General features: G+C 61.3%; 28 protein-coding genes. 19 read left to right on the top strand and 9 right to left on the bottom strand.

The window, feature by feature from the left end; genetic code table 11:
* Window positions 1-47 precede the first annotated feature (47 nt).
* Window positions 48-1,250: a pyridoxal phosphate-dependent aminotransferase gene (locus tag AC0L2D_RS21985; protein ID WP_064994526.1), complete on the bottom strand. Its 1,203-nt coding sequence runs from the start codon at window positions 1,248-1,250 to the stop codon at window positions 48-50.
* Between the two features lie 207 nt (window positions 1,251-1,457).
* Here AC0L2D_RS21985 and AC0L2D_RS21980 point away from each other — a divergent pair, with 207 nt between their 5' ends.
* The 3 genes from AC0L2D_RS21980 (at window position 1,458) to AC0L2D_RS21970 (ending at window position 3,917) form a co-directional block, all read left to right on the top strand.
* The gene (locus AC0L2D_RS21980; protein ID WP_063168805.1) at window positions 1,458-2,351 is read left to right on the top strand and encodes an EAL domain-containing protein; all 894 of its coding nucleotides are present in this window, start codon (window positions 1,458-1,460) and stop codon (window positions 2,349-2,351) included.
* Window positions 2,348-3,196 carry an EAL domain-containing protein gene (locus AC0L2D_RS21975; RefSeq protein WP_027162105.1) on the top strand — a complete coding sequence of 283 codons (849 nt, stop codon included), beginning with the start codon at window positions 2,348-2,350 and terminating at the stop codon, window positions 3,194-3,196. The genes AC0L2D_RS21980 and AC0L2D_RS21975 overlap by 4 nt, the downstream gene beginning before the upstream one ends.
* Window positions 3,197-3,308: 112 nt before the next feature.
* Window positions 3,309-3,917, top strand: coding sequence for a glutathione S-transferase family protein (locus AC0L2D_RS21970; RefSeq protein ID WP_473542378.1), 609 nt, complete (start codon window positions 3,309-3,311; stop codon window positions 3,915-3,917).
* A 22-nt stretch (window positions 3,918-3,939) separates the two neighbouring features.
* Here AC0L2D_RS21970 and AC0L2D_RS21965 read toward each other — a convergent pair whose 3' ends face one another.
* The 3 genes from AC0L2D_RS21965 to AC0L2D_RS21955 form a co-directional block, all read right to left on the bottom strand.
* On the bottom strand, window positions 3,940-4,194 hold the full coding sequence (locus tag AC0L2D_RS21965) for a type II toxin-antitoxin system RelE family toxin (RefSeq protein WP_473542376.1): 255 nt from the start codon (window positions 4,192-4,194) through the stop codon (window positions 3,940-3,942).
* Window positions 4,191-4,391, bottom strand: a complete 201-nt coding sequence (locus tag AC0L2D_RS21960) for a hypothetical protein (protein ID WP_013530089.1) — start codon at window positions 4,389-4,391, stop codon at window positions 4,191-4,193. Before AC0L2D_RS21960 ends, AC0L2D_RS21965 begins: the two co-directional genes overlap by 4 nt.
* 271 nt (window positions 4,392-4,662) lie before the next feature.
* Entirely contained in the window at window positions 4,663-4,875 is a 213-nt protein-coding gene (locus AC0L2D_RS21955; RefSeq protein ID WP_010910991.1) for a cold-shock protein, read from the bottom strand.
* Between the two features lie 274 nt (window positions 4,876-5,149).
* Between AC0L2D_RS21955 and AC0L2D_RS21950 the strand changes: the two genes are divergently transcribed.
* Window positions 5,150-5,479, top strand: a complete 330-nt coding sequence (locus AC0L2D_RS21950) for a hypothetical protein (RefSeq protein WP_013530090.1) — start codon at window positions 5,150-5,152, stop codon at window positions 5,477-5,479.
* A 26-nt stretch (window positions 5,480-5,505) separates the two neighbouring features.
* Here the strand turns inward: AC0L2D_RS21950 and AC0L2D_RS21945 are convergent, their stop codons facing one another.
* Window positions 5,506-6,396: a LysR family transcriptional regulator gene (locus tag AC0L2D_RS21945; RefSeq protein ID WP_024504141.1), complete on the bottom strand. Its 891-nt coding sequence runs from the start codon at window positions 6,394-6,396 to the stop codon at window positions 5,506-5,508.
* 149 nt (window positions 6,397-6,545) lie between these two features.
* Between AC0L2D_RS21945 and AC0L2D_RS21940 the strand changes: the two genes are divergently transcribed.
* The 3 genes from AC0L2D_RS21940 to AC0L2D_RS21930 are packed head-to-tail and all read left to right on the top strand — an operon-like array spanning window position 6,546 to window position 8,354.
* Window positions 6,546-7,448, top strand: coding sequence for an MBL fold metallo-hydrolase (locus tag AC0L2D_RS21940; RefSeq protein ID WP_473542374.1), 903 nt, complete (start codon window positions 6,546-6,548; stop codon window positions 7,446-7,448).
* 1 nt (window position 7,449) lies between these two features.
* The gene (locus tag AC0L2D_RS21935) at window positions 7,450-7,839 is read left to right on the top strand and encodes a nuclear transport factor 2 family protein (protein ID WP_013530093.1); all 390 of its coding nucleotides are present in this window, start codon (window positions 7,450-7,452) and stop codon (window positions 7,837-7,839) included.
* A 26-nt stretch (window positions 7,840-7,865) separates the two neighbouring features.
* Window positions 7,866-8,354 (top strand): nuclear transport factor 2 family protein, encoded by a 489-nt coding sequence (locus AC0L2D_RS21930; protein WP_013530094.1) that lies wholly within the window; start codon window positions 7,866-7,868, stop codon window positions 8,352-8,354.
* Window positions 8,355-8,384: 30 nt separating this feature from the next.
* On the opposite strand, the gene AC0L2D_RS21925 is transcribed toward AC0L2D_RS21930, so the two are convergent.
* Window positions 8,385-8,954 (bottom strand): methylated-DNA--[protein]-cysteine S-methyltransferase, encoded by a 570-nt coding sequence (locus tag AC0L2D_RS21925; RefSeq protein ID WP_013530095.1) that lies wholly within the window; start codon window positions 8,952-8,954, stop codon window positions 8,385-8,387.
* A 181-nt stretch (window positions 8,955-9,135) separates the two neighbouring features.
* Here AC0L2D_RS21925 and AC0L2D_RS21920 point away from each other — a divergent pair, with 181 nt between their 5' ends.
* The 5 genes from AC0L2D_RS21920 to AC0L2D_RS21900 all read left to right on the top strand — a co-directional run bounded on the left by AC0L2D_RS21920 (window position 9,136) and on the right by AC0L2D_RS21900 (window position 13,923).
* Window positions 9,136-10,041 carry a lytic transglycosylase domain-containing protein gene (locus tag AC0L2D_RS21920; protein WP_027162099.1) on the top strand — a complete coding sequence of 302 codons (906 nt, stop codon included), beginning with the start codon at window positions 9,136-9,138 and terminating at the stop codon, window positions 10,039-10,041.
* A gap of 5 nt (window positions 10,042-10,046) precedes the next feature.
* Window positions 10,047-10,535, top strand: coding sequence for a GNAT family N-acetyltransferase (locus AC0L2D_RS21915; RefSeq protein ID WP_063172899.1), 489 nt, complete (start codon window positions 10,047-10,049; stop codon window positions 10,533-10,535).
* Between the two features lie 284 nt (window positions 10,536-10,819).
* Window positions 10,820-12,088 (top strand): ABC transporter substrate-binding protein, encoded by a 1,269-nt coding sequence (locus tag AC0L2D_RS21910; protein WP_063172898.1) that lies wholly within the window; start codon window positions 10,820-10,822, stop codon window positions 12,086-12,088.
* Window positions 12,089-12,143: 55 nt separating this feature from the next.
* On the top strand, window positions 12,144-13,097 hold the full coding sequence (locus AC0L2D_RS21905) for a carbohydrate ABC transporter permease (protein WP_395316729.1): 954 nt from the start codon (window positions 12,144-12,146) through the stop codon (window positions 13,095-13,097).
* 1 nt (window position 13,098) lies between these two features.
* Window positions 13,099-13,923 carry a carbohydrate ABC transporter permease gene (locus AC0L2D_RS21900; protein ID WP_063172896.1) on the top strand — a complete coding sequence of 275 codons (825 nt, stop codon included), beginning with the start codon at window positions 13,099-13,101 and terminating at the stop codon, window positions 13,921-13,923.
* A 28-nt stretch (window positions 13,924-13,951) separates the two neighbouring features.
* Here the strand turns inward: AC0L2D_RS21900 and AC0L2D_RS21895 are convergent, their stop codons facing one another.
* Complete coding sequence (locus AC0L2D_RS21895; protein WP_063172895.1) at window positions 13,952-14,287, bottom strand: hypothetical protein; 336 nt, start codon at window positions 14,285-14,287, stop codon at window positions 13,952-13,954.
* A 145-nt stretch (window positions 14,288-14,432) separates the two neighbouring features.
* On the opposite strand from AC0L2D_RS21895, the gene AC0L2D_RS21890 reads away from it, so the two are divergent.
* Window positions 14,433-15,176: a DUF899 family protein gene (locus AC0L2D_RS21890; protein WP_063172894.1), complete on the top strand. Its 744-nt coding sequence runs from the start codon at window positions 14,433-14,435 to the stop codon at window positions 15,174-15,176.
* A 134-nt stretch (window positions 15,177-15,310) separates the two neighbouring features.
* Window positions 15,311-15,865 (top strand): DUF4142 domain-containing protein, encoded by a 555-nt coding sequence (locus tag AC0L2D_RS21885; protein ID WP_013530103.1) that lies wholly within the window; start codon window positions 15,311-15,313, stop codon window positions 15,863-15,865.
* Window positions 15,866-16,026: 161 nt separating this feature from the next.
* Here the strand turns inward: AC0L2D_RS21885 and AC0L2D_RS21880 are convergent, their stop codons facing one another.
* Window positions 16,027-16,347, bottom strand: a complete 321-nt coding sequence (locus AC0L2D_RS21880; protein ID WP_063168796.1) for a DUF1476 domain-containing protein — start codon at window positions 16,345-16,347, stop codon at window positions 16,027-16,029.
* Between the two features lie 212 nt (window positions 16,348-16,559).
* Here AC0L2D_RS21880 and AC0L2D_RS21875 point away from each other — a divergent pair, with 212 nt between their 5' ends.
* The 5 genes from AC0L2D_RS21875 to AC0L2D_RS21855 all read left to right on the top strand — a co-directional run bounded on the left by AC0L2D_RS21875 (window position 16,560) and on the right by AC0L2D_RS21855 (window position 20,674).
* The gene (locus AC0L2D_RS21875) at window positions 16,560-16,943 is read left to right on the top strand and encodes a DUF6152 family protein (protein ID WP_275952461.1); all 384 of its coding nucleotides are present in this window, start codon (window positions 16,560-16,562) and stop codon (window positions 16,941-16,943) included.
* On the top strand, window positions 16,944-17,399 hold the full coding sequence (locus AC0L2D_RS21870; protein ID WP_275952462.1) for a DUF6644 family protein: 456 nt from the start codon (window positions 16,944-16,946) through the stop codon (window positions 17,397-17,399).
* Between the two features lie 225 nt (window positions 17,400-17,624).
* The gene (locus AC0L2D_RS21865; protein ID WP_127414963.1) at window positions 17,625-18,017 is read left to right on the top strand and encodes a RidA family protein; all 393 of its coding nucleotides are present in this window, start codon (window positions 17,625-17,627) and stop codon (window positions 18,015-18,017) included.
* Window positions 18,018-18,300: 283 nt separating this feature from the next.
* The gene (locus AC0L2D_RS21860; RefSeq protein WP_127809593.1) at window positions 18,301-19,074 is read left to right on the top strand and encodes a phosphoribosyltransferase-like protein; all 774 of its coding nucleotides are present in this window, start codon (window positions 18,301-18,303) and stop codon (window positions 19,072-19,074) included.
* Between the two features lie 574 nt (window positions 19,075-19,648).
* On the top strand, window positions 19,649-20,674 hold the full coding sequence (locus tag AC0L2D_RS21855) for a reverse transcriptase family protein (RefSeq protein WP_473542368.1): 1,026 nt from the start codon (window positions 19,649-19,651) through the stop codon (window positions 20,672-20,674).
* A gap of 96 nt (window positions 20,675-20,770) precedes the next feature.
* Here the strand turns inward: AC0L2D_RS21855 and carB are convergent, their stop codons facing one another.
* Window positions 20,771-24,277, bottom strand: a complete 3,507-nt coding sequence (gene carB, locus AC0L2D_RS21850) for a carbamoyl-phosphate synthase large subunit (protein ID WP_127385076.1) — start codon at window positions 24,275-24,277, stop codon at window positions 20,771-20,773.
* Between the last annotated feature and the right edge of the window lie 183 nt (window positions 24,278-24,460).

Here is a 24,460-nt window from a genome sequence, read left to right as displayed (position 1 = left end):
TTGAAAACCCGGCAGTGAAGCCGGGTTCTGCGTTCAAAGTGCGCCGCTCAGGTCAGCGAAGCCGTAAAGCGCTGGATGCGCGTGCAGGCTTCCTCCAGAAGCGTCTCCGAGGTGGCGTAGGAGATGCGGAAGTTGGGGCCGAGGCCGAAGGCCGAGCCGAACACAACCGCGACGCCCTCGGCTTCGAGCAATTCCGAGCAGAAGGTTTCGTCGGTGTCGATCGGCTTGCCGGCCTTGGTCTTCTTGCCGATCAACTGGGCGCAGGAGGGATAGACATAGAAGGCCCCTTCCGGCGACGGACAGGTGATGCCGCGCGCCTGGTTGAGCATCGAGACGACGAGGTCGCGACGGCCTTGAAAGATCGCCTTGTTTTTGGCGATGAAATCCTGCGGGCCATTCAGCGCCTCGACGGATGCCCATTGCGCGATGGTGCAGGCGCCCGATGTCTGCTGACCCTGGATCATGTCCATCGCTTTGATCAGTTGGACCGGGCCCGCCGCATAACCGATGCGCCAGCCGGTCATTGCATAGGCTTTCGACACGCCGTTCATGGTCAGCGTGCGCTCGTAGAGCTTAGGCTCGACCTCGGCGATGGTCTTGAAGACGAAATCGCCATAGGTCAGGTGCTCGTACATGTCGTCGGTCAGCGTCCAGACATGCGGATGCTTCAACAGCACGTCGGCCAGAGCGCGCAGTTCGGCCTCGGTATAGGCGGCACCCGACGGGTTCGACGGCGAGTTCATCAGCAGCCATTTGGTCTTCGGCGTGATCGCCTTTTCCAGCACGGAAGCGGTCAGTTTGAAGCCGTTGTCGATCGAGGTGTCGGCAAACACGGAGGTGCCGCCGCAGATCGCCACCATCTCGGGGTAGCTGACCCAGTAGGGGCGAGGAATGATGACCTCGTCGCCGGGGTTCAGCGTCGCCATGAAGGCATTGAACAGGATCTGCTTGCCGCCCGTACCGACGATGGTCTGCTCGGGCTTGTAGTCGAGATTGTTCTCGCGCTTAAACTTTTTTGCGATCGCCTCGCGCAGCGGCACGATGCCCGAAACCGGCGGATACTTGGTTTCGCCGCGGCGGATCGCCTCGATTGCCGCATTCTTGATGTTGTCGGGCGTGTCGAAATCCGGCTCGCCGGCGCCGAGGCCAATAATGTCACGGCCGGCATTTTTCAGCTCGCGCGCTTTCTGCGTGACCGCGATGGTGGCGGAAGGCTTCACGCGCGAAAGGGTGTCGGCAAGAAAGGCCATGAGCTTGACGTCTCCATGGAAGATCGGCGCGGCCAGGAGCGACCGCGGCGCTTCTCATGTCGCATGATTTCGCGCAACGCAAGCATTGTCGGCTGATCCAGGTCTCAAGGAGCTGTGATCGGACCCGGGGTCGGCAACAATAAATTCATTAACGAGCGGTAGAGGCTTGAGTGGCAGGATCGCAGACCAATTGCGGAGCGAGGAACCGTGTCGCGCAGCGTCGGGCTTGCCCACATCATCCGTCAGGACGACGGCACCTCCACCGGTGTCTGGGGCATCTACACGTTGCAAAGCGCTTTCCAGCCGATCTTCGCCTTCAAGGAAGGCAAGCTGTCGGTGGTCGCGTTCGAAGGGCTGATCCGACCGTTCCGCGACGGCGAGCCACAATCGCCGATGAATTTCTTCTCGACCTGTCCGGCCGCCGACCGGCTGCATATCGAGGCGCTGACCAGGACGCTGCATCTTCTCAACGCCGGTGCCTGCCTGCCGCAGGAAGCGTCGATCTTTGTCAATTTCGACCCGTCGGTGTTCACCGAACGCACTGTTGCCGACGCTGCCTTGCGCGAAATGCGGCTCGTGCTGCACGAAGCCGGCATCGACCCGCGCCGCGTCGTCTGCGAGGTGACCGAGCAGCGATCGGCGTCGCAGGAAGCCTTGCACGGTTTCGTCGCGGCACTGAGAGCCAACGGTTTTCGCATCGCCGTCGACGACTATGGCGCCGACGATTCCGACATCAACCGGGTCAAGGAGTTGAAGCCGGATATCGTCAAGTTCGATGCCTACTGGATCACGCAGCTGATGGAGTCCGGCGCCGGCTTCGCGTTGCTGACCACCATGGTGAAGAACTTCGAGGAGCAAGGCATCCATACGGTGTTCGAAGGCATCGAGGAGGGCTGGCAACTGGAGCTCGCCGAGAAATCGGGTGCGTCGATGGTGCAGGGTTTCGTGCTGGCGCGACCCGAATTGGCGCCGACCAGCTTTGGCGTCTTCGACAAGGCCGGGCAGGCGCCTGTCGCTGCTGCCGTCGACACGTCTGCTGCTGCCGTGGCAACGCCTTCGGCGCGGCCGGTCAAGGCCTTCGGGCGCCGCGTGGCGACATGAGAGGTGATCGGCGGCGCAATGTCGGCGATGCGATCCGGGTCGACGAAGTCGGCATCGAATACGGCATGTATGGCGAGTTCCGGCTGCGCAGCGCCTATCAGCCGATTTTCGCGCCGCGCGGCCGGTTCCTTCACGCGGTCGCGGCCGAAGCCCTGATCGAGCCGCACCGTGCGGGCCGCCCCGGCGCGCCAAAGATGTTCTTCGAAAGCGTTGCCGTCTCGGACCGGCTGTTTGTGGAAACCATGTGCCGGGCGCTGCATCTCAGGAATTTTCGCAATATCGGCGTCGACGGGCTCGACCTGTTCTTCAACTACAATCCGTTGATCAACGACCATGCCGGGCGGGCACTGGCCGAGATTCGCCTGATGACCAGGCATCTCGGCGAGTTCGGCCTGGCGCCGGCCATGCTGGTCTGCGAAATCACCGAACAGGCGGCGGACGACGCGCTTCTCGCGCGGCTGGTGCGCGAAATGCGGCGCGACGGCATCCGCATCGCCATCGACGATTTCGGCACCGGGCACTCGACCGAGGAGCGGGTGAGCCTGCTCAAGCCCGACATCGTCAAGATCGACGGCACCTGGTTCGCGGAGTTCTGTCGCCACGCTGCCGCCGAACGGTTCTTCCGCCCGCTGGTTTCCAGCTTGCATGACCGCGGCGCCAAGGTGCTGGTCGAAGGCATCGAGCAGCCCACCCATCTGCGCGTCGCGCTCGAAGGCGGCGTCGACCTGCTGCAGGGTTTTCTCCTCGCCCGCCCAGCCTTGGCGGGGACCGTTTTCGAGGAAGAGCCACTCAACATCGACACGCTGCTGGGTACCGGCGGCAATGTCGTCCCGCTGTTCGGCTAGGGGCGCCACTATTCACACATCAGCGGCGCTGATCGTCGCGACAAAACAAATCATTGGTTGAGTCCGCCGCCGCTGCGATAATCGCGCGGAGACAGTGCTCGGGGGAACAGCCATGATACTTTACGGCATGATCGACAGCGGCAATTGCTACAAGCCGCGCCTGCTGATGGCGAAGCTTGGCCTGACCTTCACCAACGTCGAGGTGAGTTCGCACACAGGCGACACACGCAAAGCCGACTTTGTCGCCAAGAACCCGAACGCCATGGTTCCGCTGCTCGAGTTCGACGATGGCCGGCGGCTGGCCGAATCCAACGCCATCCTGCTCTATCTCGCGGAAGGCACACGCTTCCTGCCGGCGGACAGGTATGAGCGTGGGCTCGCGTATCAATGGCTGTTCTTCGAACAATACAGCCACGAGCCCTACATCGCCGTGCGCAAGGCGCTGCTGACCTTTCCCGAACGTGCTGGGGATGCGACCCCGGAGCGGCTGGCGGTGACGCTGGAGCGCGGCAACAAGGCGCTCGGCGTGATGAACAGGCATCTGGAAAACAATGCCTTCTTCGCCGGCAGCGCGCTCAGCGTCGCCGACATCGCGCTCTATGCCTATACGCATACGGCGGAGCAGGGCGGTTTCCAGCTCGACGCCTATCCGGCGGTGTCGGCATGGCTTGGCCGAGTGGAAGCGGATCCGGGGCATGTGCCGATCGAGTGGGTGGGGTAGCCTTCTCCTCCTGAAGGAGGGGCTATTTCAACAAAGGGTCGTAGTCGGCGTGGGTGCCGACCCAGAACCAGATCACATCTTCATTGTTGCGTATGGCAACAGCCCGATAGTTTTCGTCAACTCGCGCCGACCAATAGCGACCGACCTGTTTGAAATGCAGTGAGGGATGAAAAGGATCGGAACGCAGTCGGGCAAAACGCCTGTCCGCCTTTGCTCTGATTGACGATGGCAGTTTTTCATAAGCCTCCCAGAACGATGGAGAGGCGACGTGGTTCACAGAGGCCGCGTCCGACCAGCGCGATGGTCAGCCAGCGCCTGTTCGGCAAGCCTGTCCAAACGGCCCGCCTTCGCGTCGGCTTCCATCTGCCGGTCCCACATATCCGCCTGGAGCGCCTCGAACCAGGCGGCAAACGCCTTCAGTTCCTCGGGGCTCAGTTCGGCGACGGATTTTTCGATCTGCTCAAGTTTGGTCATGGCCGAATGGTACCACTACTGGGCTAAAAGTACCACAAGTTGGAACCATAGTGCAGGCTGCGCCACCTAACCCAGACAGCAAAAAAGGCGGGATAAATCCCGCCTTCCCATGCTTGGTAGCCTGATCGGGAGCGTCCGGTCCGGGCTGGCAGCTATCTGCTGATCCAGCTTGTCGGGTCTTTCCGCTCCAGCGCGCTTCTCGCGCGACTGTCAGTACATCCGTGACTTGCCGCGCGCCCCGAACTCTCGCCCGGCGCGCGCTATCGCAAAATCAGGCTGCCTTGCTCAGAGATCCAGCGGACGACTTGCCAGTGCGGCGGTCCTGCTCGATCTCGAAGTTGATCTTCTGGCCTTCGACCAGGGTCGACAGTCCAGCACGCTCGACAGCGGAGATGTGGACGAATACGTCCGCGCCGCCCGCGTCAGGCTGAATGAAGCCGAAGCCCTTGGTGGCGTTGAACCACTTGACCGTTCCAGTTGCCATTTAGATAGTCCTTCACATTTGCTTTAGATTGACCGGACCGAGGTCCAGCCGGTGTGCATCGAGATTTTGGAGATAGACGTCAGCAAACGCGATTATCGCGAGGCCCGGATCGATCGGCCGAAATATCAATGGAAGGCATATAGGCTGCTTTCGCACAAAAAACAAGACTGTGTGAGAAAGCCGTGATCAGGGCGCTGCCCAATGGCCGCCCCAATCGCGTGAGAGCGTCACGACGGATCGCGACGTCCCTGGGCGGCGGATCAGGGAGAGGACCATGAAAACCATTCTGCTTGCCGCCTGCCTGACGCTTGTCGCCGCTCAGGCTCAGGCGATCTCGCGCTACGACCCGACGCGTATGAGCTGCGGCAAGGTTCAGGCGACGATCGCCCGGCAGGGGGCGGTCATCCTGCGCTACCAGTCGAAGCGGGTGCCGGGACTGCCGCTCTACGACCGCTATGTGCAGAACCAGCGATTCTGCAGCATGGGCGAGGTGAGGACACGAGCCTACGTACCGAGCGCCGACACAAAGTCCTGCCCGGTCTACAACTGCAAGCGGCCGGATAACGACCGGCATTTCCGCCGGCGGTTCTTCCATAACAACTAGCGCTTGTCGACCGGCAGCCATTGCTCTCAATCCCGGATATGCTCCGTGAGCATGGATACGAATTGCGTCACCTTTTGCGGGCGAAAGCGCGCCGCCGGATAGACCACGTGAATGCCGCCGGAGGGCAGCGCCCAGTCGGGGAGCACGTGGACGAGGCGCCCCTGCGATAGATAGTCGACGACCAGATAGTCCGGCAGAACTGCCAGTCCGCCGCCGGCGAGCGTCGCTTCCAGTACGGCGGGCGTCGAGTTGATGGAGAACGCCTCGCGCAGGGTGATGGTGCGCGGCTCGGAATCGCCTCGGGTGAAGTTCCAGGTGAACGGCTTGCGAAGCACGGCATTGGCAACGAGCGGCAAGGAAGAAAGATCTTCCGGCTTGTCCACCCTGATCCCGGCCGCGAAATCCCGCGACGCGACCAGGATTTGCCGGAAGGTGCCGATGCGTCGCGCCTGCTGGCTGGAGTCATCCAGCCAGCCAACCCGGATGGACAGGTCGATCTTGTTGCCGATCAAGTCAATTATGGCATCGGAAATGACCAGTTCGACGCCGCAGGCCGGAAATCTCTGGCGAAAGCGGGCGGCGATCGGGGCCAGCACGATCGCGCCATAGTCATTGGACGCGGAGACACGCAGCACACCGGCCACCTCGGCGTTGGCCTCGCCAACCTCGGCGACCGCTTCTTCGACATCCCGCAGGATCAGAACGCAGCGTGCATGCAGAAGACGGCCTGCTTCCGTCGGCTCGACCCTTCGCGTCGTGCGCACGAGAAGCGTGGTCCGCAGCTCAGCCTCGAGGCGAGCGACTTGTTGGCTGACGACTGTTTTCGTGATGCCAAGCCGCTCGGCCGCGCGGGTAAAGGAACCTGCGTCGACCACGGTGGCAAAATAGGCGAGGCGATTGAGGTTTATCGATTCCACCACGAAGGCTCATTGTAAGCTTTCAACATACAGTTTGTATTATTACGGCCAATTTATTGATTAATCCAGAGGGCTTACCGTGCCGTCTACCGTCCGCCCTGCGGGCCCGTAGCCGCACCCGATCCCCTTTCATTCAACGGAGATATTCCATGTTCACGAGGAGACAGATCATGAAGACCTCATTGGCCCTCGGCGCAACCGCCGTTTTCGCGCCCATCGACAGCGGCCAGGCCGCCGGCGCCAAGCTTGGCTGGAAACACTTCCCGGCGGGTCCAAACGGTTTCTTCCGTGCGCCGGTGCTGCTGTCGGGGCCGAGCGAAGCCCTGTTGATCGACGGCGGCTTCACCTATCCGGACGGCAAGGCGCTCGCCGATGCCATCAAGGCCACCGGCAAGAAGCTGACCACCATCTATGTCACTCAGTCCGATCCCGATTACTACTTCGGCCTGAAGCCGGTGCGGGACGCCTTCCCGGAGGCAAAAGTCATCGCTGCCTCCGCCACGCTGGAAGCCATCACGGGCAATGTGGAGAAGAAGCTCGCCGTCTGGGGTCCGCAACTGAAGGAAAATGGCCCGCAGGCGCTTTCCGACATCGTCCTCCCCGAGGCATTCGACGGCGCAACGCTGACGGTCGATGGCGAGACTGTAGAGATCGTCAATGCGGAAGAAGGATTGGCCAACCGCCGCTATCTGTTCGTGCCGTCGCTCAATGCCGTTTTCGGCGGGGTGATGATCTTCTCGGGCGTTCACGTCTGGACCGCCGACACGCAGACCAGGGAAAGCCGTGCCGCCTGGATCAAGACGCTGGACGCGATTGCCGCCCGCAAGCCCGCTGTCGTGGTGCCCGGCCACATGGCCCCCGATGCCGCGATCGGTCCTTCGGCGGTGGAGTTCACCAAGTCCTATCTCCTCACCTTCGAGGAAGAACTGGACAAGGCGGCAGACAGCGCCGCGTTGAAGGCCGCCATGGAGACCCGCTTCCCCGGCCTCGGTATGGGCGTCGCCCTCGATGTCGGATCCAAGGTCGCCAAGGGCGAGATGAAGTGGGGCTGATATGGCGACGAACCTCGATTTGATCCGTGGAACCTACGAGGGAACTTCCGAGGAGAACGGCCGCAATCTGCTGGCCGTTCTTTCCGCCGACATCGAATGGACCGAGGCGGAAGGATTCCCCTATGCCGGCACCTATGTCGGCATCGAGGCCCTGATGCAGGGGGTCTTCAAGCGGCTCGGCTCGGAGTGGATCGGATACCACGCCGACGTGCACAGCTTCATTGCCGATGGCGACCGGGTGGCGGCCTTCGGCGTGTATTCCGGTACATATAAGGCGACGGGAAAATCCATGACGGCCCCCTTCGCTCATCTCTACGAACTGCGGGACGGCAAGATCATCCGCATGCGGCAGTATGTCGACACGGTGCTCGTTGCGCGCGCACTGGCCTGACACCGAAGCAACCGAGGGAGACATCCGTGCTGCAACTTAAATCCTTCGCGGCGGCCGCTTTCGCGGTCGCGGCGCTCACCGCCGCGGCGCATGCGGGAAACACCAAGCCGGTCAAGCAGGTGCTGCAACAGCATGAATTGACTCAAAAAAACAGGACGCTTGTCCTGAAAGCCTATCAGGCGCTGTTCGGCGACCATGACCTTGCCGCGCTGGACCGCTATTGGGCCGAGGCTTACATTCAGCATAACCCGACGATGACGGATGGCCGAGACTCGGTCAAAAAGCTTCTCGAAAGCATGGGTGTCGCCAATTGGCCAAAACAAAAAGTCGACTTCAAGCGGGTGATCGCCGAAGGCGACCTCGTCATGACCCAGGTCGTTCAACCGAAGGCAGGCAACATGCCGGAGACCGTCATCGTGGACATTTTTCGCGTTGAAAACGGCAAGATCGCCGAGCATTGGGACGTGATGCAGCCGGTGCCCGCCAACCCGGTCAATAAGCGACCGATGTACTGATCCAGGCCTTCTGCCAACGCCGGCCGCCGCTCAAAACCCGAACGATACCTGCGCCGGGGGCGGCGGGCCGACGCGCACGCCTTCCATGGCCAGCATCTTCTCCTTGGTGACCGAGCCGCCCGGCGCCGAGAAGCCGCCGATCTTGCCGCCGGCGGCAAGGATGCGATGGCAAGGGATGACCAGCGGCACCGGATTGGCGCCAAGGGCGGCCCCGGTTTCGCGGGCGAGCCCGGCATGGCCGGCGGTCTTGGCCAGCTCGCCATAGGTGGTGGTTTCGCCGAAGGAGAGTTTTCGCGCCGCGTCGTAAATGGCGAGGCGGAAATCGTCGACGCCGTCGAGATCGACCGGTACGGCGGAGAAATCGACATCCTCGCCCGCCGCATAGGCCTTGATCGCTGCGATCAGCTCGACCACCCATGGCGGCTGCGCCGTGGAAGCGGAAACGCCACCGTGACGCAGCAGGCGCCGTTCCACCGCTTCGCGGCTGCGTTCGGGCAGGCAGAGCCGGATCAGGCCCTTTTCGCTCCAGGCAATGCCCATGAAACCGATCACTGTTTCTAACACTGCGTGGCCGGCCGTGATCGAAGCTGTCGTGACCATGATGCGTTCCTTCCCGCAAAGTGGCGAAATCCGGGATTCGTCCCAGTACATATCCGGAACAATATGGCATCGCCGCCCGCGTCTCGCCACCCGAAAACCACCTGATCGCCCCGATTGCCCGGCCTGAATCGCTGGTGTAAGGGATTTCTTAACAACCCGACAAACCGGACCCGAGCGCGGCTTGCCAGCAAAACTCAACCTTATCGCGATCGGCGTGATCCTGGCCGCCGCCGGCATCAGCGGCTGCACGTCGACCTCGCAGATGAAGTCCGCGCCTGCTCTCACCGAAACAGCGACCGCCGCCGGCGCTGATGCCGGCTTCACCGTGCCTCTGCCGGAGACGGTTTCGGTGCTGCCGGAATCATCGGGGATCGCCCCCGTTCAGACGGCCGAGCTGCCGCCCGATTCCGCCGCACAGCCGGCTGCGGCGACCGCCGCTTTTGCCGGATCGACACCGGCGGCACCAGCCGTGCCTGCGGTTATGACCGCCAATGCCTGGCAGGCGCCGCCGCCGGCAAATGCGAACGAACCGGTCAAGGCGGCCGAGACTTATACGACCGCGGGGCTGATCGTGCCGGCAACCGCCAAGGGCGACCGCATGCCCGGCGTCCAGCAGGTCGCCTATGTCGTGCCGCAGAACCCGGCGGCCCTGGTCCAGTTTCCGGCAGGGCCCGTGCAAGAAGAACACGCGACGGGCGTGCGTGGCGATGTCGAGCGGCTGATCGAGAAATATGCGGCGATCTACCAGGTGCCGGTGGACCTGGTGCGCCATGTCGTCAACCGCGAGAGCACCTTCAACCCGAAAGCCTACAACAACGGCCATTGGGGACTGATGCAGATCAAGCACGCGACGGCACGCGGCATGGGCTATGACGGACCGGCCAAGGGCCTGTTCGACGCCGAAACCAATCTAAAATACGCGGTCAAATATCTGCGCGGCGCCTGGCTGGTGGCCGGCGGCAACGCCAAGAAGGCCGACTGGCTCTATCAGACCGGCTATTATTACGACGCCAAGCGCAAGGGCCTGCTCGAGGCGACCGGCCTTGGCCGCGACCGCCAGCGCCGTCGCCTGCAACCCGACGCCTGAGCGCGATGCCTGAACCGCGCCCGCCGGCCCTGAACGACATCCGGCTGCGCAAGATCCTCGACGAGACGCTGGTTCCGCCGCACTGGCCCGACGGCTTTGTCATGCGCAGTTTCGAGCCTGGTGACGCGCCCGCCCTGCATGCGCTTTTGACGGAAGTGTTCGATGACGGCGCCGATGGTCCGTTCGACGAGTGGTGGCCGCGTATCGCGGACGATCCCGAATTCGACCCGGCGCTGTGCTTCCTCGTCATCGACGCCAAGGGCCGGCTGGCGGCGGCGGCGCTGTGCTGGACCCGCGCCTTCGTCAAGGATCTTGCCGTTCATCCCGAGGCGCGCGGCAAGGGTGTTGCCGAAGCGCTGATGTGGCACGCCTTCGCCGTTTTTCGCGAACGCGGCGCCGACCATGTCGACCTCAAGACCAACACGGTCGAGAATCCCGCCGCCGTCCGGCTCTATGAGCGGCTGGATATGATGCCTGTCGCCTGGGAAGGCTAGGGTGTGCTGATATTCAGGTGATGCCGGCCTGCAAATGATGGCTTCCTGCGCTTCCGGTGCTCACGTACCCAAAAGTACGCTCCGCTCCGGTTCTCGGAAACCACCATTTTCGACTCGGCCTGACCTGAATCTCAACACCCCCTGATGGGTGTCGCCTCACGCAGGAACGGCGCGATTTGGGAACCCAAAGCGCCGCTTCGCATTCAATGGGAGGTGAGGGCCTGACAAGCTGCCGGCGCGTGGGAGGATTTTCCGTGGCCGGCCGCGGAGGGACGTCCATCACCATGAAGTTTTCTCACGCATTCCTGGCGCTCGGCGTCGCCGCCATGCTGGTTGGTACGCCGGCGCGGGCCGTCGAGCTGTCGATGGTGTCGGGCGATACCGGCGACGGCATCAAGGTGCTGCGCGAGATCCTCGACCGTTACGAGAAAGACAGCGGCAACAAGGTCAACATCGTCGTCATGCCGACGTCCGGGACCGACCAGTTCGGCCAGTACCGGCTGTGGCTTGCCGCCGGAAACAGCGACATCGACGTCTACCAGACGGACGTGATCTGGGCGCCGCAGCTCGCCAGCCAGCTCGTCGATTTGACCGCAGCGACCAGGGACATCGTGGCCGAGCATTTCCCGTCGATCATCCGGTCGCAGACCGTCAATGGCAAGCTCGTCGCCTTGCCGATCTTCACCGATGCGCCGGCGCTCTACTACCGCAAGGATCTCCTCGACAAATATGGCGCCAAGGTGCCGGCCACCTGGAAGGAACTGGCGGACACCGCCAGGCTGGTCATGGATAAGGAACGTGCAGCCGGCAATCGGGATATCTGGGGCTTCGTCTTTCAGGGCAACGCCTATGAGGGGCTGACCTGCGACGCGCTCGAATGGGTGATGTCGAATGGCGGCGGCCAGATCATCGAGCCGGACGGCTCCATCTCCATCAGCAATCCAAAAGCGGCGGCGGTGCTCGATATGGTCAAGGGCTGGGTTGGGACCATCGCGCCGCCCGGCGTGCTCGCCTACCAGGAAGAGGAATCGCGCGGCGTCTGGCAGACCGGCAACGCGGTGTTCATGCGCAACTGGCCCTATGCCTATGCGCTCGGCAACGGCGAGGGCTCGCCGATCAAGGGCAAGTTCGACGTGGCGCCGCTGCCGGCCGGCACCGGCGAAGGCGCCCGACCGGTCGCGACGTTGGGTGGCTGGAACCTCGCGGTCTCCAAATATTCGAAGCATCCGGATGCCGCGATCGAGCTGGTCAAGTTCATTGCCTCGCCCGCGATGCAGAAATACCGCGCGCTGAAGACGTCCAATCTGCCGACCATCCAGGCGCTGTATGACGATGCCGACATCGCCAGGCAACACCCGATTATTCCGCGCTGGAAGCAGATCTTTCTCAATGCGGTGCCGCGCCCGTCGGCCGCCACCAGGATCAAATACAACGAGGCGTCGAGCCAGTTCTGGAACGCCGTTCACAACACTCTCTCGGGCGACGGCACTGCCGCCGACAATCTGGCCGACCTCGAAGCGACGCTGACCAAGCTGAAGGGCCGAGGCTGGTGACGATACCGGGACAGCCGGCCGGCGGGACCGCAGCGAGCGGAGCGAGATGACAGGGATGAAACCGGAAACAGCCAAGGCCGCGCACGCGCCGTTGAGGGCACAGCGCGTTCGCTCGGCGTGGCTTTTCCTGGCGCCAATGCTTCTGGTGCTCGCCGCGGCGGCCGGCTGGCCGCTTGCCCGCACGGTCTATTTCAGCTTCACCGACGCCTCGCTGGCCGATCTCGACGCGCGCCAATGGGTCGGCTTCGCCAATTACTTTTCGGTACTTCACATGCCAAGCGGCCGGACCCTCTATGACGGGTTGCTGGTCGACCCTGTCTGGTGGCGTGCCGTCTGGAACACGGTGCGGTTCACCCTCATTTCGGTGACCTGTGAGACCATCCTCGGCACCATCGTTGCCCTGGTTCTCAACGCCGAATTCAGAGGCCGCGGCATCGTCAGGGCGGCGATCCTGATCCCCTGGGCGATCCCGACGATCGTCTCGGCGAAGATGTGGCAATGGATGCTCAACGACCAGTTCGGCATCATCAATGTGGTGCTGCTCAATCTTGGCCTGATCAGCACCAAGATCGCCTGGACGGCCAACGCCGACACCGCGATGGCGGCGGTCCTCATCGTCGATATCTGGAAGGCGACGCCATTCATGACGCTGCTCATCCTGGCCGCGCTGCAGATGCTGCCGAGGGAGATCATCGAGGTCGCCAGGCTCGACGGCGCCAACCCCTGGCAGATCTTCTGGCGGGTGACCTTGCCGCTGATCCGCCCCGCGCTGTTGGTGGCGGTGATCTTCCGCGCGCTCGATGCACTGCGCATCTTCGACCTGATCTATGTGCTGACGCCCAACAATGTGCACACCAAGTCGATGTCGGTGTTCGCCCGCGAGAACCTGTTCGAGTTCGACAAGTTCGCCTATGGCTCCGCCGCCTCGACCCTGCTCTTCCTCATTCTCGCTCTGCTTACCATCGTCACCATCCGGATCGGCCGGATCAGCCTGGACGGGGACCGCTGAGATGTGGATCGTGAAGCGCACGGCCTTTTACCTGCTGGTCGGGGCAATCGTCTTCGTCGCGGTGTTCCCGTTCTATTACGCGATCGTCACCAGCCTGAAATCCGGGACCGATCTGTTCCGGGCTGATCTGTGGCCAACGACGATCAGTTTCGCCAATTACCGGAATGTGCTGACCGAGGGCGCCTTCGTGCGCAACCTCGCGAACTCGCTCTTCGTCTCCGGCGCAGTCGTCGCGCTGTCGCTGTTGCTCGGCGTCACATCAGCCTACGCGCTGGCGCGCATTCGATTCCGCGGCCGCTCGGCCCTGCTGTTCATCATCCTGTCGGTGTCGATGTTCCCGCAGGTGGCGCTGCTGGCCGGGCTGTTCGAACTGGTCCGCATGTTCGGCCTCTACAATTCGCTGTTCGCGCTGATCTTCTCCTACATGATCTTCACCTTGCCGTTCACCGTCTGGGTGCTCACCACCTTCGTCCGCGACCTGCCGGTCGAGGTCGAGGAGGCGGCGATCCTCGATGGCGCCACGCCGTGGATCATCGTCACCCGGGTCTTCCTGCCGCTGATGTGGCCGGCGCTGGCGACCACCGGCCTGCTGGCCTTCATCGGTGCGTGGAACGAGTTCCTGTTTGCCCTGACCTTCACCTCCAACAACGCACAGCGGACCGTGCCGGTGGCGATCGCGCTGCTCTCCGGCAACTCGCAGTTCGAGATCCCGTGGGGCAACATCATGGCCGCCTCGGTGATCGTCACGGTGCCGCTGGTGGTGCTGGTGCTGATCTTCCAGCGCAAGATCGTCTCCGGCCTGACCGCCGGCGGTGTGAAGGGGTGAGGAGCGGTCGGCGTAGTGCGGACCGTTGTCAGATGTCCGGCGCGTTGCCGATCTTCTGCTTGAGATCAAGCGCCCAGGCGCGGCCTTCGTCGCCGCCCCACAGCAGCCAGGCGATGTAGCCGGCCGAAGGGTTCTGCTCATTGCCGTAGTTCCTGCCGCGCTTGTCGACCTCGTGGCGGGCGAAATAGCTGACCATGCGGCGAATGGTGGAGGGCGCGAGCTTTTCCCGGTTTTTCAGTTCGGTGGCGCGGGCGACGCCGATCTCGGTGCCGCCGCGGCCGAATTCTCCGCGCAGCCTGAGGCCCTTGGCGGCATTGTCGGCCACCACTTGCGGGCAGCGCAGATCGGTCTCGTCGTCGTGCATTTCGTCCCCCGGATCACGCTGCCCGAACAGGGATTACGACATATCACCATGGGCAATAAATGTCGGAGCCGATCACCGCCAAACGTCCTTGGGTCGCAGAGCAACCGCGCCGGGACGCCGGCGCCGCGACTTGAAGGAGCCGATCATGATCACCTTTCCCAACGAATCCGCGAAATACCGCACCGCGCGCGAAAAATTGCTGAAGAAGGAAATCGAGCTGCGCCGCGCCATGGAAGAGGTCGCCGAGGCCCGGCGCGCGCTGCCGCCGGGCGGGTTGATCCGCCAGGATTATGAGTTCGACGGGCTGGATGCCCAGGGCAGGCCCGCGACAATAAAACTGTCGGAGCTGTTTTCGCCCGGCAAGAACAGCCTGATCCTCTACAACATGATGTTTCCGCGTCACCCGCAGGAGAAGCGCGACGTCGCGACCAGCGGCGGCACGGCCAGGCTTGCCCGGCAGGACCAGCCATGTCCGTCCTGTACGGCGCTACTCGACCAGTTCGACGGCGCCGTCGGCCATCTCCAGGCGGCCGGCTTCAATTTCGCGGTGGTGGGCAAGACCGCGCTCGAAAACCTGGTCACGCTCGGTCGAGATCGGGGCTGGCGCAACATGCGGCTGGTATCTTCGGCTTCCAACAGCTTCAAGCGCGACTACAATGCGGAGGCGGCCGACGGCTCACAGATCCCGCTGCTGTCGGTGTTTCACCGCGACCCCGACGGCATACGCCATTTCTGGAGTTCGGAACTGGATTTCGCACCGACGGAGCCCGGTCAGGATCCGCGTGGCCTCGGCACCTGCGAAACGCTTTGGAACCTGATGGATTTCACGCCTGAGGGGCGTCCAAACTGGAACGAGCAGCTGCAATATGGCGAGGCGTGTTGCCACTGAAAGGCAGCTCTGGTCAGCCGCCGCGGTTCGGGCCGATCGAGGCGACATGCGCAGGCTTCTTCCTCATGACCTGCAACCGGAGTGCCCAAGCGACGTTGGATTGTCCGAGGGACAATTCCAACCGGAGACATGCCATGAAGACGCTTACCATTCTGACCGCAGCAGCATTGCTTGCCGGCGCGCCGGCCTTTGCCCAGTCGAACACGACCGCCACGACCACGCCGCTCGCCGCCACGACGAAGGTCGACACTTCGACCTTCATCAAGACGGTGCCGAGCGCCAATGAGTTCGAGATCGAGTCCAGCAAGCTCGCCGAGCAACAGGCAACCGACGCCGACGTCAAGGCGTTCGCCAAACAGATGATCGCCGATCACACCAAGGCCGGCGAGGAATTCAAGGCGGCGCTTGCCCAGGGCCAGACAACCTCGGCCACCGCACCGTCCGGTCCGGCCCTGCAGCCCAAGGAGCAGAAGATGCTCGATGAGCTGAAGAGTGCCAGCGGCGATCAATTCCAGGCCAAATACATCGAGATGCAGACCAACGCCCACAAGGAAGCCGTCGCGCTGTTCAGCGGCTATGCGAAATCCGGCGACGACCCGGCAATGAAGGAATTCGCCAAGAAAACCCTGCCGACGCTGCAGATGCACGAAAAACACGTGAAGGAACTGGCCGCCGCGCATCAGGGGTGAGGGCGTTCACTATGGCGCCCCCCTCTGTCCTGCCCGGCAGGACAGAGGGGGGCGCCGTAGAGCGCTACGATGGAAGCCAGCCCGCTTGGCCAACCAACACCACAATATGGCCCTGTGCCTTAAGCACGGCACGCCCTATACCGATCAAGGCTGAGCGGCGCTCAGGTCGACCTGATCTGCTCGACCGCGGTCACCAGCAGCTCTTCCATGGCGGTGCGTATCTGGCCATCCGACTGGGCGATGCCCGCCGCGTCGAAGTCGGCGCGGACCTTGCGGAACACATCGTTGTCGCCTGCCTCTTCGAAATCCGCGTGCACGACCTCCTTGGCATAGGCGTCGGCGTCAGCACCGGATTTGCCGAGCTTTTCGGCGGCCCACAGGCCGAGCAGCTTGTTGCGGCGCGCCATGGCCCTGAACTTCGTTTCCTCGTCCATCGCAAACTTCTTTTCGAAGCCTTCCTGACGGTCTCTCATGCTGCTCATGGTTCGCCTCGTTTCCGATGGGAGTCCGATCTTCAGCCCAGGGGAAGAACGGCCAGGAAAGAGAGAGTGGTGTGCATGGGTGTCATTAACAAGGCGTCATGCCGGCGATTGGGCGGGCGCTTGGCGGTCCAGTCTTTCGCTCGATATGATTTGACGTTGCCGCGCCGTGTCCTACTCTCAAGTGCCTGCGGGATGAACCGAGGAGACGAGCGATGCAGTTCAAGGCAATTCGCAGCGTCGCGCTGACGGCGGCCGTGATGCTTGCCGCCGGCACCGCGGCCTATGCCCATCACGGCTGGTCGTGGACACAGGATGGGTTTTTCGAACTCAAGGGCAAGATCACGGCCATCTATATCGGCAATCCGCACGCCACGCTGGATGTCGACGCGGAGGGTGAGGCCTGGCGGGTGGAGATGGCGCCGCCATCACGCACGATCGCCGCCGGCTTCACGGAGGAGGTGGCCAAGGTCGGCGACGAGGTGACCGCGATCGGCAACCGCTCGCTCGAGGCGAGCGAAAAGCGCATGAAAGCGGTGCGCCTCATCGTCGGCGGCAAGACGTATGATGTCTATCCCGACCGCGTGCCGCCGGCGTAAATGGCCGAGCTCCTCGCTGGCATCGAGCATCTTGCGTTGGCGCGGTGGCTGAAGGGCTCCTTCATTGCCTACCCCATCGTCAATGCGCTCCACATCATGTCGATCGGCGCGCTGTTGACCAGCGTCCTCCTCATGGACCTGAGGATCTGCGGCGCCTTCCGTTCGCTGCCGCAAGCCGCATTCGTCGCGCTGCTGCGCCGCATTACATTAAGTGCATTCGCGGGTGCGCTCGTCACAGGCTCGCTGCTGTTTTCGGTCAAGGCGAGCACCTATGCGGCGATGCCGGTTTTCCTCGCCAAGATGGCACTCATCCTTCTCGCCGGCGTCAATTTTTTCACCTTCCTGCGCTTCGCCAGAGGCGGTGACGAGCTGGCCGGCAGCACCATCCTGGCTGTGCTCTCGATACTGCTGTGGACATCAGTGCTTTTCGCCGGACGGTTCATCGGATTTCTCTAGCGCCGCACTGGCCTTCTCCCCCTGTGGGAGAAGGTGGCCTCGCGAAGCGAGGTCGGATGAGGGGTGTTCCAGGGAACGCCGACGTCTCACTCCGCTGGAACACCCCTCATCCGTCTCGGCGCTATCGCGCCGATCCACCTTCTCCCACAAGGGGAGAAGGGAAGAACGGCGCTGGCGTTCCGCCCGTGCCGAGATAAGCTCCCTTACAACCCAAGGAGAAACACCATGACCAAACAAATCATCGAAGTGCCCGTCATGTCGGCCAAGGTGCGGGCGCTCGGGCTGCCGTGCTCGACGGCGGTGAAGGCCAACGGCTTCGTGTTCATCTCGGCGACGCCGCCGGTGGATATGGTGACCGGCGAGATGGTGCGCGGCGACATCGAGGTGCAGACCGAGGCGTCGCTGAAGGCGCTGAAGCATTGCCTGGAAGCGGCCGGCACCTCGCTGGAAAACGTGGTGATGGTGCGCATCTACGCCGTCAATTCCGGCTTCTACAACGCCATCAACCGGGTCTATGCCAGGTACTTCAGCGTCAACCCGCCGGCGCGGAGTTTTGTGCCTGTGGCGTCATGGCCGATGGAGTTTGATATTGAGATTGAGTGCGTGGCGGTGGCGTGAGGGGTGGCTCTCACCACCAGATTTTGACCCTGGTAGAGCGAAGAAGCGGGCTTAAGGGCGGATATTTCAACTTAAGTATAGTGCTTTCGCAATTGCGTCGGGTGAGTTCAATTTCCGACCGCCGCTATTGCCTGAAAGATACCGAAATGGGTAGATTGTCGCGTCAAATTCGGGGAGCTTAACTCTGACTAAAAACATCGCAGATGCGCCTCGCGCGACTCATTTTATGGACTCTGGTGATTTTAAAGTACTCTTTGACATCTGCAAAAAATGCAGATGGTTGATGAGTGAATATGACGCTCTCGTTAGGCTTTGGAATGATTGCCATGATGCTGAGTCTCGCGACTTAATTATAGATCTTGTAAACAATTTTAAAGTAATAACATCCTTCGATATGGTGGACATAACGAAATCTGTTTCTGCTCATGTCCAAGAGAAATGGTCGCTGTCTGCAAAGAATACCATTTTCTTTGCCGTGAGCGACGACCATGAAGCCGATGGATCTCAGGCTTTTTTGCAGCAGTTAAAGAATGATTTTAGCTCCGTCGATGGCTGGTCTGAGAAGAATTTCAGAAACTCTTTGGTCGGCTACAGTGATGCATTTGGAAATGGAAAGAATTACGTACTGTTTGATGATTTCTTCGGGACTGGAAAGACTATCGAGCGCCAAGCAACGAAATTTGTCGAATATGTCAAAAATAGCCAGTACAAAGATAATAGGGTATATCTTCTAGCTATTGCCGGTATGGCTGCTGCAAAATCTCGACTGGATGGCCTTGGCCTGGACTATCATTCAGAAATTTGGCTCAATCGCGGAATATCGGACAGATACGAGGGTGCAGACGTGAGTTCGAAGCGAAAGATCATGAAATCCTTGGAAAAGAATCTCGCGGCGATATACAAAGGTCAGTTCATGCCCTCTATGGGGTATGGGTCGTCTGAGGCCTTGTTTTCTGTGCACAATCACAATTGCCCAAACAATGTTTTTCCAATATTCTGGTGGCCTGTATATAAAGACTACAAACCGAGAAAGACAATTTTTAAAAGGCTCAGGTGATGACCTATCCTACCTTCATATTGGAGGTATTGCGAGAGATATATCGCAATCGCGGATGGGTTGACGGTTACCAATTTCATAAAAGGTATCGGCTGTCTCCGCTCCAGATGCTCGAATGTGTGGATTTCCTGCAGGCCAATGAGATTGCGACGATCGAGCATGACGAGGTGGGACTTAGAATTAGGCTTCTGCCGCAGGGCGTAGCTTGGATTGACGCCCATGCGCCTGAGCTCTTCATGAGGCCTAGAGCTGACAAGGAATGGAGATACGTTCCGCAGCGCCGGCCGCGTGCCGAGGACTTTGATTTGTATGTCCCCAGAATGTCCAGCCTTGAGCTCGACTTCTTGACAAAACTGGGAGAGACGGCAGACTGAGGTTTCTGAATCAGCGAGTTTGCACCGGCATTAAGGAACTAGCGCAACGAGGTGGATTCGCCTCGGCGACTTAGGCTAGAGTTAAGCCCATTCGGCAATCGAAGAAGATTACCGAGAGGTTCTACGAACCTCAGACAACTAACATTGTTATTTGTCGATGAAGCAGTCGATTACTAATATGTATATTATGTGGTGACTTGGTGCCGGTGCAGCCATACAGTGAATTTTTAAAGCAAAGAACTTTCCGTTGGCCACTTAAGCATGCAGCCAAACGGGGTCTCATAGCGTACGCGGAACGGTTAGAGGCACAAGGCCTTCCTGTAATCTTAGATATTCAGCACATGGCTTGGCATTCCGGACTTGAGGCGAAGTTCATAGCGAGCGTAGCTCTGGACAACCGCCGCTACTACAGTCCTAGAAGTATCCCAAAGCGGAGGGGCGGAGAACGCTCCCTTTTTGTACCTCGACCATTTCTGGCGGGGCTGCAGCGATGGATTTTGGACGAAATTCTCTCGAAGCTCAGCCTGCATCCGTCGGCTTTTGGGTTTGTTAAGGGGCGCAACACCGTTGGCAATGCGAAATTGCACGCTGCGTCGAAATGTATTTTAAAAATAGATATTCGAGATTTCTTTGGCTCTATCAAATATGCAGCGGTCGATGATATTTTTCTTGGAGTTGGATACTCGCCAAAGATATCATATTATTTGTCGAGGGTGTGTACTTTAGATGATGTGCTTCCGCAGGGAGCCCCAACTAGTCCGGCGATTAGTAATATCGTGATGCTTCAGGCTGATGTGCGGATTGCAGAATTTTGTAACCAAAATGGGCTTCTGTTTTCGAGGTACGCGGACGATATCTGCCTCTCCGGAGATCTAATACCCGAGAGTGCCTTTCCGTTTCTTAGCGACTGCTTGTCGAATTTTGGCCTCGAAATCGCTGAGGAAAAGACTGTCCTTGCCTTTGAGGGTCAAAAGAAAATCATCACTGGCATTTCGATTTCCGGTGGAGAGCTGAGACTGCCAAAGGAATCGCGTAGAAATTTGAGGCAAGCCATCCATTATATCAATAGGTATGGAATTGAATCTCATAAAAATAACGCAGGAATATCTGACCCAATCTATAAATATAGACTCTTGGGTCAGATAGAGTACTGGCTATCTATCGAACCTCACAATGAGACAGCCCGCCTCGGGAAAGAAATTCTCAAGCTGAAGCCATTGAAGTAAATCGCAATTTCAATTTTTCTTGGTGGTTTATCCGTAAAATCGGATCTCCCTCTGAGTAGCCATAATCTTGATGCGGTCACCTCAATCTGTTGAGCTTTACGCAAAATACTCCTGCAGCGGCCTGACTTCGAGGCTCCCCGCCTTCAGCGCCGCGATCGCTTCCGCCACCGCCGCAGCACCCGACAGTGTCGTGTAATACGGCACCTTCTGCATCAGCGTTGCTCTCCGCAGTGACTTGGAGTCCGACACTGCCTTCTGGCCATCCGTCGTGTTGAAGACGATCTGGACCTGGCGGTTGCGGATGGCGTCTTCGATGTGGGGGCGGCCTTCCAGCACCTTGTTGATTTTCTGGGCGTCGACGCCATTCTCGGCGAGGAAGCGGGCGGTGCCTGAGGTCGCCAGCACCTTGAAGCCGAGGCCGGCCAGGCGCTTCACCGCCGGCAGGATGCCTTTCTTGTCCTCGTCGCGCACCGAGACGAACAGCGTGCCGGAGCGCGGCAGGTCGACGCCGGCGCCGAGCTGGCTCTTGGCGAAGGCCAGCGCGAAATCGCGGTCGAGGCCCATGACTTCGCCGGTCGAGCGCATTTCCGGGCCGAGCAATATGTCGACGCCGGGGAAGCGGGCGAAGGGGAACACCGCTTCCTTGACCGCGATGTGGCCGGGGTTCCTGGGGTCGGGCATGGCGCCGTAATGGGCGAAGGCGTCTTCCAGTTTTTCGCCGGCCATGATCCGGGCGGCGATTTTCGCGATCGGCCGCCCGATGGTCTTGGCGACGAAGGGCACGGTGCGCGATGCGCGCGGGTTGACCTCCAGCACATAGACCGTGCCGTCCTTGATCGCGTACTGCACGTTCATCAGGCCGCCGACATTGAGCGCGCGGGCAAGGGCTGCCGTCTGGCGCTCCAGCTCGTCGACCAGTTCGGAAGGCAGCGAGTGCACCGGTAGCGAGCAGGCGCTGTCGCCCGAATGGATGCCGGCTTCCTCGATGTGCTCCAAAATGCCGGAGACGAAGGTCGCCTTGCCGTCGCAGAGGCAGTCGACATCGACCTCGATGGCGCCACTGAGATAGGTGTCGAACAGCAGCGGGTTCTTGCCCAGCAGCGTGTTGATCTGACCGGTCTTGTCGTTGGGGTATTTCTGCTTGATGTCCTCCGGCACCAGGCCGGGCACGGTGTCGAGCAGGTAGGTCTGCAGCATGCCCTCGTCATGGATGATCTGCATGGCGCGGCCGCCCAGCACATAGGACGGGCGCACCACCAGCGGGAAGCCAAGCTCGCCGGCAACGAGTCGGGCCTGCTCGACCGAATAGGCGATGCCGTTCTTCGGCTGGCTGAGGCCGAGCTTGTGCAGCAGCTTCTGGAAGCGGTCGCGGTCTTCGGCGAGATCGATCATGTCGGGCGAGGTGCCGAGGATCGGGATGCCGGCCTTCTCCAGCGCGTCCGCCAGCTTCAGCGGCGTCTGGCCGCCGAACTGGACGATGACGCCGACCAGTTCGCCCGAGGCCTGTTCGGCGCGCAGGATCTCCAGCACGTCTTCCGCCGTCAGCGGCTCGAAATAGAGCCGGTCCGATGTGTCGTAGTCGGTCGACACGGTCTCCGGGTTGCAGTTGATCATGATCGCTTCATAGCCGGCGTCGCGCAGCGCGAAGGCGGCGTGGCAGCAGCAATAGTCGAACTCGATGCCCTGGCCGATGCGGTTGGGGCCGCCGCCGAGGATGACGACCTTCTTGCGCGACGACACCTGCGCCTCGTTGGCCAGCGCGCCGGCGAACGGCACTTCATAGGTCGAGTACATGTAGGCGGTGGGCGAGGCGAACTCGGCCGCACAAGTGTCGATGCGTTTATAAACAGGATGAACGTCGAGCTTTTCGCGAGCTTTCTGAATCACTTCGGCGTCGGTCTTCGTCAGCGACGCGAGGCGGGCATCGGAGAAACCCATGGCCTTCAGCATGCGCAGGTTGACGGCATCCTCGGGAATGCCGTGCTCGCGGATGCGGGCTTCCATGGCGACGATGCCGGCGATCTGTTCGAGGAACCACGGGTCGATCTTGCACATGGCGTGCACGTCTTCCAACGAGGTGCCCATGCGGATCGCCTGCGCCACCATGCGCAGCCGGTCGGGCGTCGGCGTGCCGAGCGCCGCACGAATGGCGTTGCGGTCGTCGGCATGATTGGCGGAACCGAGGCCCCCATGGCTGAGACCGGGGATTTCGATCTCGTCCAGACCAGTCAGGCCGGTTTCCAGTCCACGCAGCGCCTTCTGCAGCGATTCCTGGAAGGTGCGGCCGATGGCCATGACTTCGCCCACCGACTTCATGGCGGTGGTCAGCACCGGCTCGGCGCCGGGGAATTTCTCGAAGGCGAAACGCGGGATCTTCGTGACGACGTAATCGATGCTCGGTTCGAACGAGGCGGGCGTGGCGCCGCCGGTGATGTCGTTCTCCAGCTCGTCCAGCGTGTAGCCAACGGCGAGCTTTGCGGCGATCTTGGCGATCGGGAAACCGGTCGCCTTCGAGGCCAGGGCCGACGAGCGCGAGACGCGCGGGTTCATCTCGATGACGACGAGGCGGCCATCGGCCGGGTTGACGGCGAACTGCACGTTGGAGCCGCCGGTCTCGACGCCGATCTCGCGCAGCACCGCGATCGAGGCGTTGCGCATCATCTGGTATTCTTTGTCGGTCAGCGTCAGGGCAGGGGCGACGGTAATCGAATCGCCGGTATGCACGCCCATCGGGTCGATGTTCTCGATCGAGCAGACGATGATGCAATTGTCCGCTCTGTCGCGGACGACCTCCATCTCATACTCCTTCCAGCCGAGCACGCTCTCCTCGATCAGCACTTCGGTGGTCGGCGAGGCGTCGAGGCCGGACTGGACGATCTCGTAGAATTCGGCGCGGTTGTAGGCGATGCCGCCGCCGGTGCCGCCCATGGTGAAGGACGGGCGGATGATGGCCGGCAGGCCGACATGGTCGAGCGCCTGGGCGGCGATCGCCATGCCATGGCTGATATAGCGCTGCTTGCGGTCGCCTTCGCCGAGGTTCCAGCGGGTTTCCAGCGCATCGAGCGCGGCGTCGAGATCGGCCGGCTTCTCGGCCTTGAGCGCCGCGCGCTCGGCCTCATGCGTCTTGCGGTCGGTGTTCTTGACGTCGGTGGCGTTGGCCAGCATCGACTTCGGCGTTTCCAGGCCGATCTTCTTCATCGCCTCGCGAAACAGCGCGCGGTCCTCGGCCTTGTCGATGGCGGTAGCATCGGCCCCGATCATCTCGACATTGTAGCGCTCGAGCACGCCCATGCGGCGCAGCGACAGAGCGGTGTTGAGCGCGGTCTGGCCGCCCATGGTCGGCAGCAGCGCGTCGGGCCGCTCCTTGGCGATGATCTTGGCCACGACTTCCGGCGTAATCGGCTCGATATAGGTGGCGTCGGCCAGTTCCGGGTCGGTCATGATGGTGGCCGGGTTGGAATTGACCAGGATGACGCGGAAGCCTTCCTCCTTCAGCGCCTTGCAGGCCTGCGTGCCGGAATAGTCGAATTCGCAGGCCTGGCCGATGACGATGGGGCCGGCCCCGATGATCAGGATCGACTTGATGTCAGTGCGTCTTGGCATGTCAAAGGTCCGTTCGGCGGGCGGCTTGCACAAAAAACCGGGACGGGAAGACCCGGCCGGTTGTGCTCGCGATTCTGGTATCAGGCTAGGAGGGCCTTATAGGGAAGAGTTTTGACTGATGTAACCCCGAAAATGCGAGGTAGGGGAATAGGGGAATAGGGGAATAGGGGAATAGGGGAATAG

The organism is Mesorhizobium sp. WSM4833, from assembly GCF_055811095.1.
The sequence above is the reverse complement of the archived record's forward strand: the minus strand, read 5'-3'. Positions and strand labels throughout refer to the sequence as shown.

Coding starts and splice junctions, on each gene's coding strand:
- AC0L2D_RS21900 (WP_063172896.1), top strand. CDS start 13,099: ATGTGGATCGTGAAGCGCACGGCCTTTTACCTGCTGGTCGGGGCAATC.
- AC0L2D_RS21960 (WP_013530089.1), bottom strand. CDS start 4,391: ATGACCAAACTTGAGCAGATCGAAAAATCCGTCGCCGAACTGAGCCCC.
- AC0L2D_RS21975 (WP_027162105.1), top strand. CDS start 2,348: ATGAGAGGTGATCGGCGGCGCAATGTCGGCGATGCGATCCGGGTCGAC.
- AC0L2D_RS21970 (WP_473542378.1), top strand. CDS start 3,309: ATGATACTTTACGGCATGATCGACAGCGGCAATTGCTACAAGCCGCGC.
- AC0L2D_RS21860 (WP_127809593.1), top strand. CDS start 18,301: ATGAGTGAATATGACGCTCTCGTTAGGCTTTGGAATGATTGCCATGAT.
- carB (WP_127385076.1), bottom strand. CDS start 24,277: ATGCCAAGACGCACTGACATCAAGTCGATCCTGATCATCGGGGCCGGC.
- AC0L2D_RS21935 (WP_013530093.1), top strand. CDS start 7,450: ATGGCGACGAACCTCGATTTGATCCGTGGAACCTACGAGGGAACTTCC.
- AC0L2D_RS21880 (WP_063168796.1), bottom strand. CDS start 16,347: ATGAGCAGCATGAGAGACCGTCAGGAAGGCTTCGAAAAGAAGTTTGCG.
- AC0L2D_RS21950 (WP_013530090.1), top strand. CDS start 5,150: ATGAAAACCATTCTGCTTGCCGCCTGCCTGACGCTTGTCGCCGCTCAG.
- AC0L2D_RS21905 (WP_395316729.1), top strand. CDS start 12,144: ATGAAACCGGAAACAGCCAAGGCCGCGCACGCGCCGTTGAGGGCACAG.
- AC0L2D_RS21865 (WP_127414963.1), top strand. CDS start 17,625: ATGACCAAACAAATCATCGAAGTGCCCGTCATGTCGGCCAAGGTGCGG.
- AC0L2D_RS21940 (WP_473542374.1), top strand. CDS start 6,546: ATGTTCACGAGGAGACAGATCATGAAGACCTCATTGGCCCTCGGCGCA.
- AC0L2D_RS21985 (WP_064994526.1), bottom strand. CDS start 1,250: ATGGCCTTTCTTGCCGACACCCTTTCGCGCGTGAAGCCTTCCGCCACC.
- AC0L2D_RS21925 (WP_013530095.1), bottom strand. CDS start 8,954: ATGGTCACGACAGCTTCGATCACGGCCGGCCACGCAGTGTTAGAAACA.
- AC0L2D_RS21890 (WP_063172894.1), top strand. CDS start 14,433: ATGATCACCTTTCCCAACGAATCCGCGAAATACCGCACCGCGCGCGAA.
- AC0L2D_RS21875 (WP_275952461.1), top strand. CDS start 16,560: ATGCAGTTCAAGGCAATTCGCAGCGTCGCGCTGACGGCGGCCGTGATG.
- AC0L2D_RS21910 (WP_063172898.1), top strand. CDS start 10,820: ATGAAGTTTTCTCACGCATTCCTGGCGCTCGGCGTCGCCGCCATGCTG.
- AC0L2D_RS21915 (WP_063172899.1), top strand. CDS start 10,047: ATGCCTGAACCGCGCCCGCCGGCCCTGAACGACATCCGGCTGCGCAAG.
- AC0L2D_RS21895 (WP_063172895.1), bottom strand. CDS start 14,287: ATGCACGACGACGAGACCGATCTGCGCTGCCCGCAAGTGGTGGCCGAC.
- AC0L2D_RS21885 (WP_013530103.1), top strand. CDS start 15,311: ATGAAGACGCTTACCATTCTGACCGCAGCAGCATTGCTTGCCGGCGCG.
- AC0L2D_RS21955 (WP_010910991.1), bottom strand. CDS start 4,875: ATGGCAACTGGAACGGTCAAGTGGTTCAACGCCACCAAGGGCTTCGGC.
- AC0L2D_RS21870 (WP_275952462.1), top strand. CDS start 16,944: ATGGCCGAGCTCCTCGCTGGCATCGAGCATCTTGCGTTGGCGCGGTGG.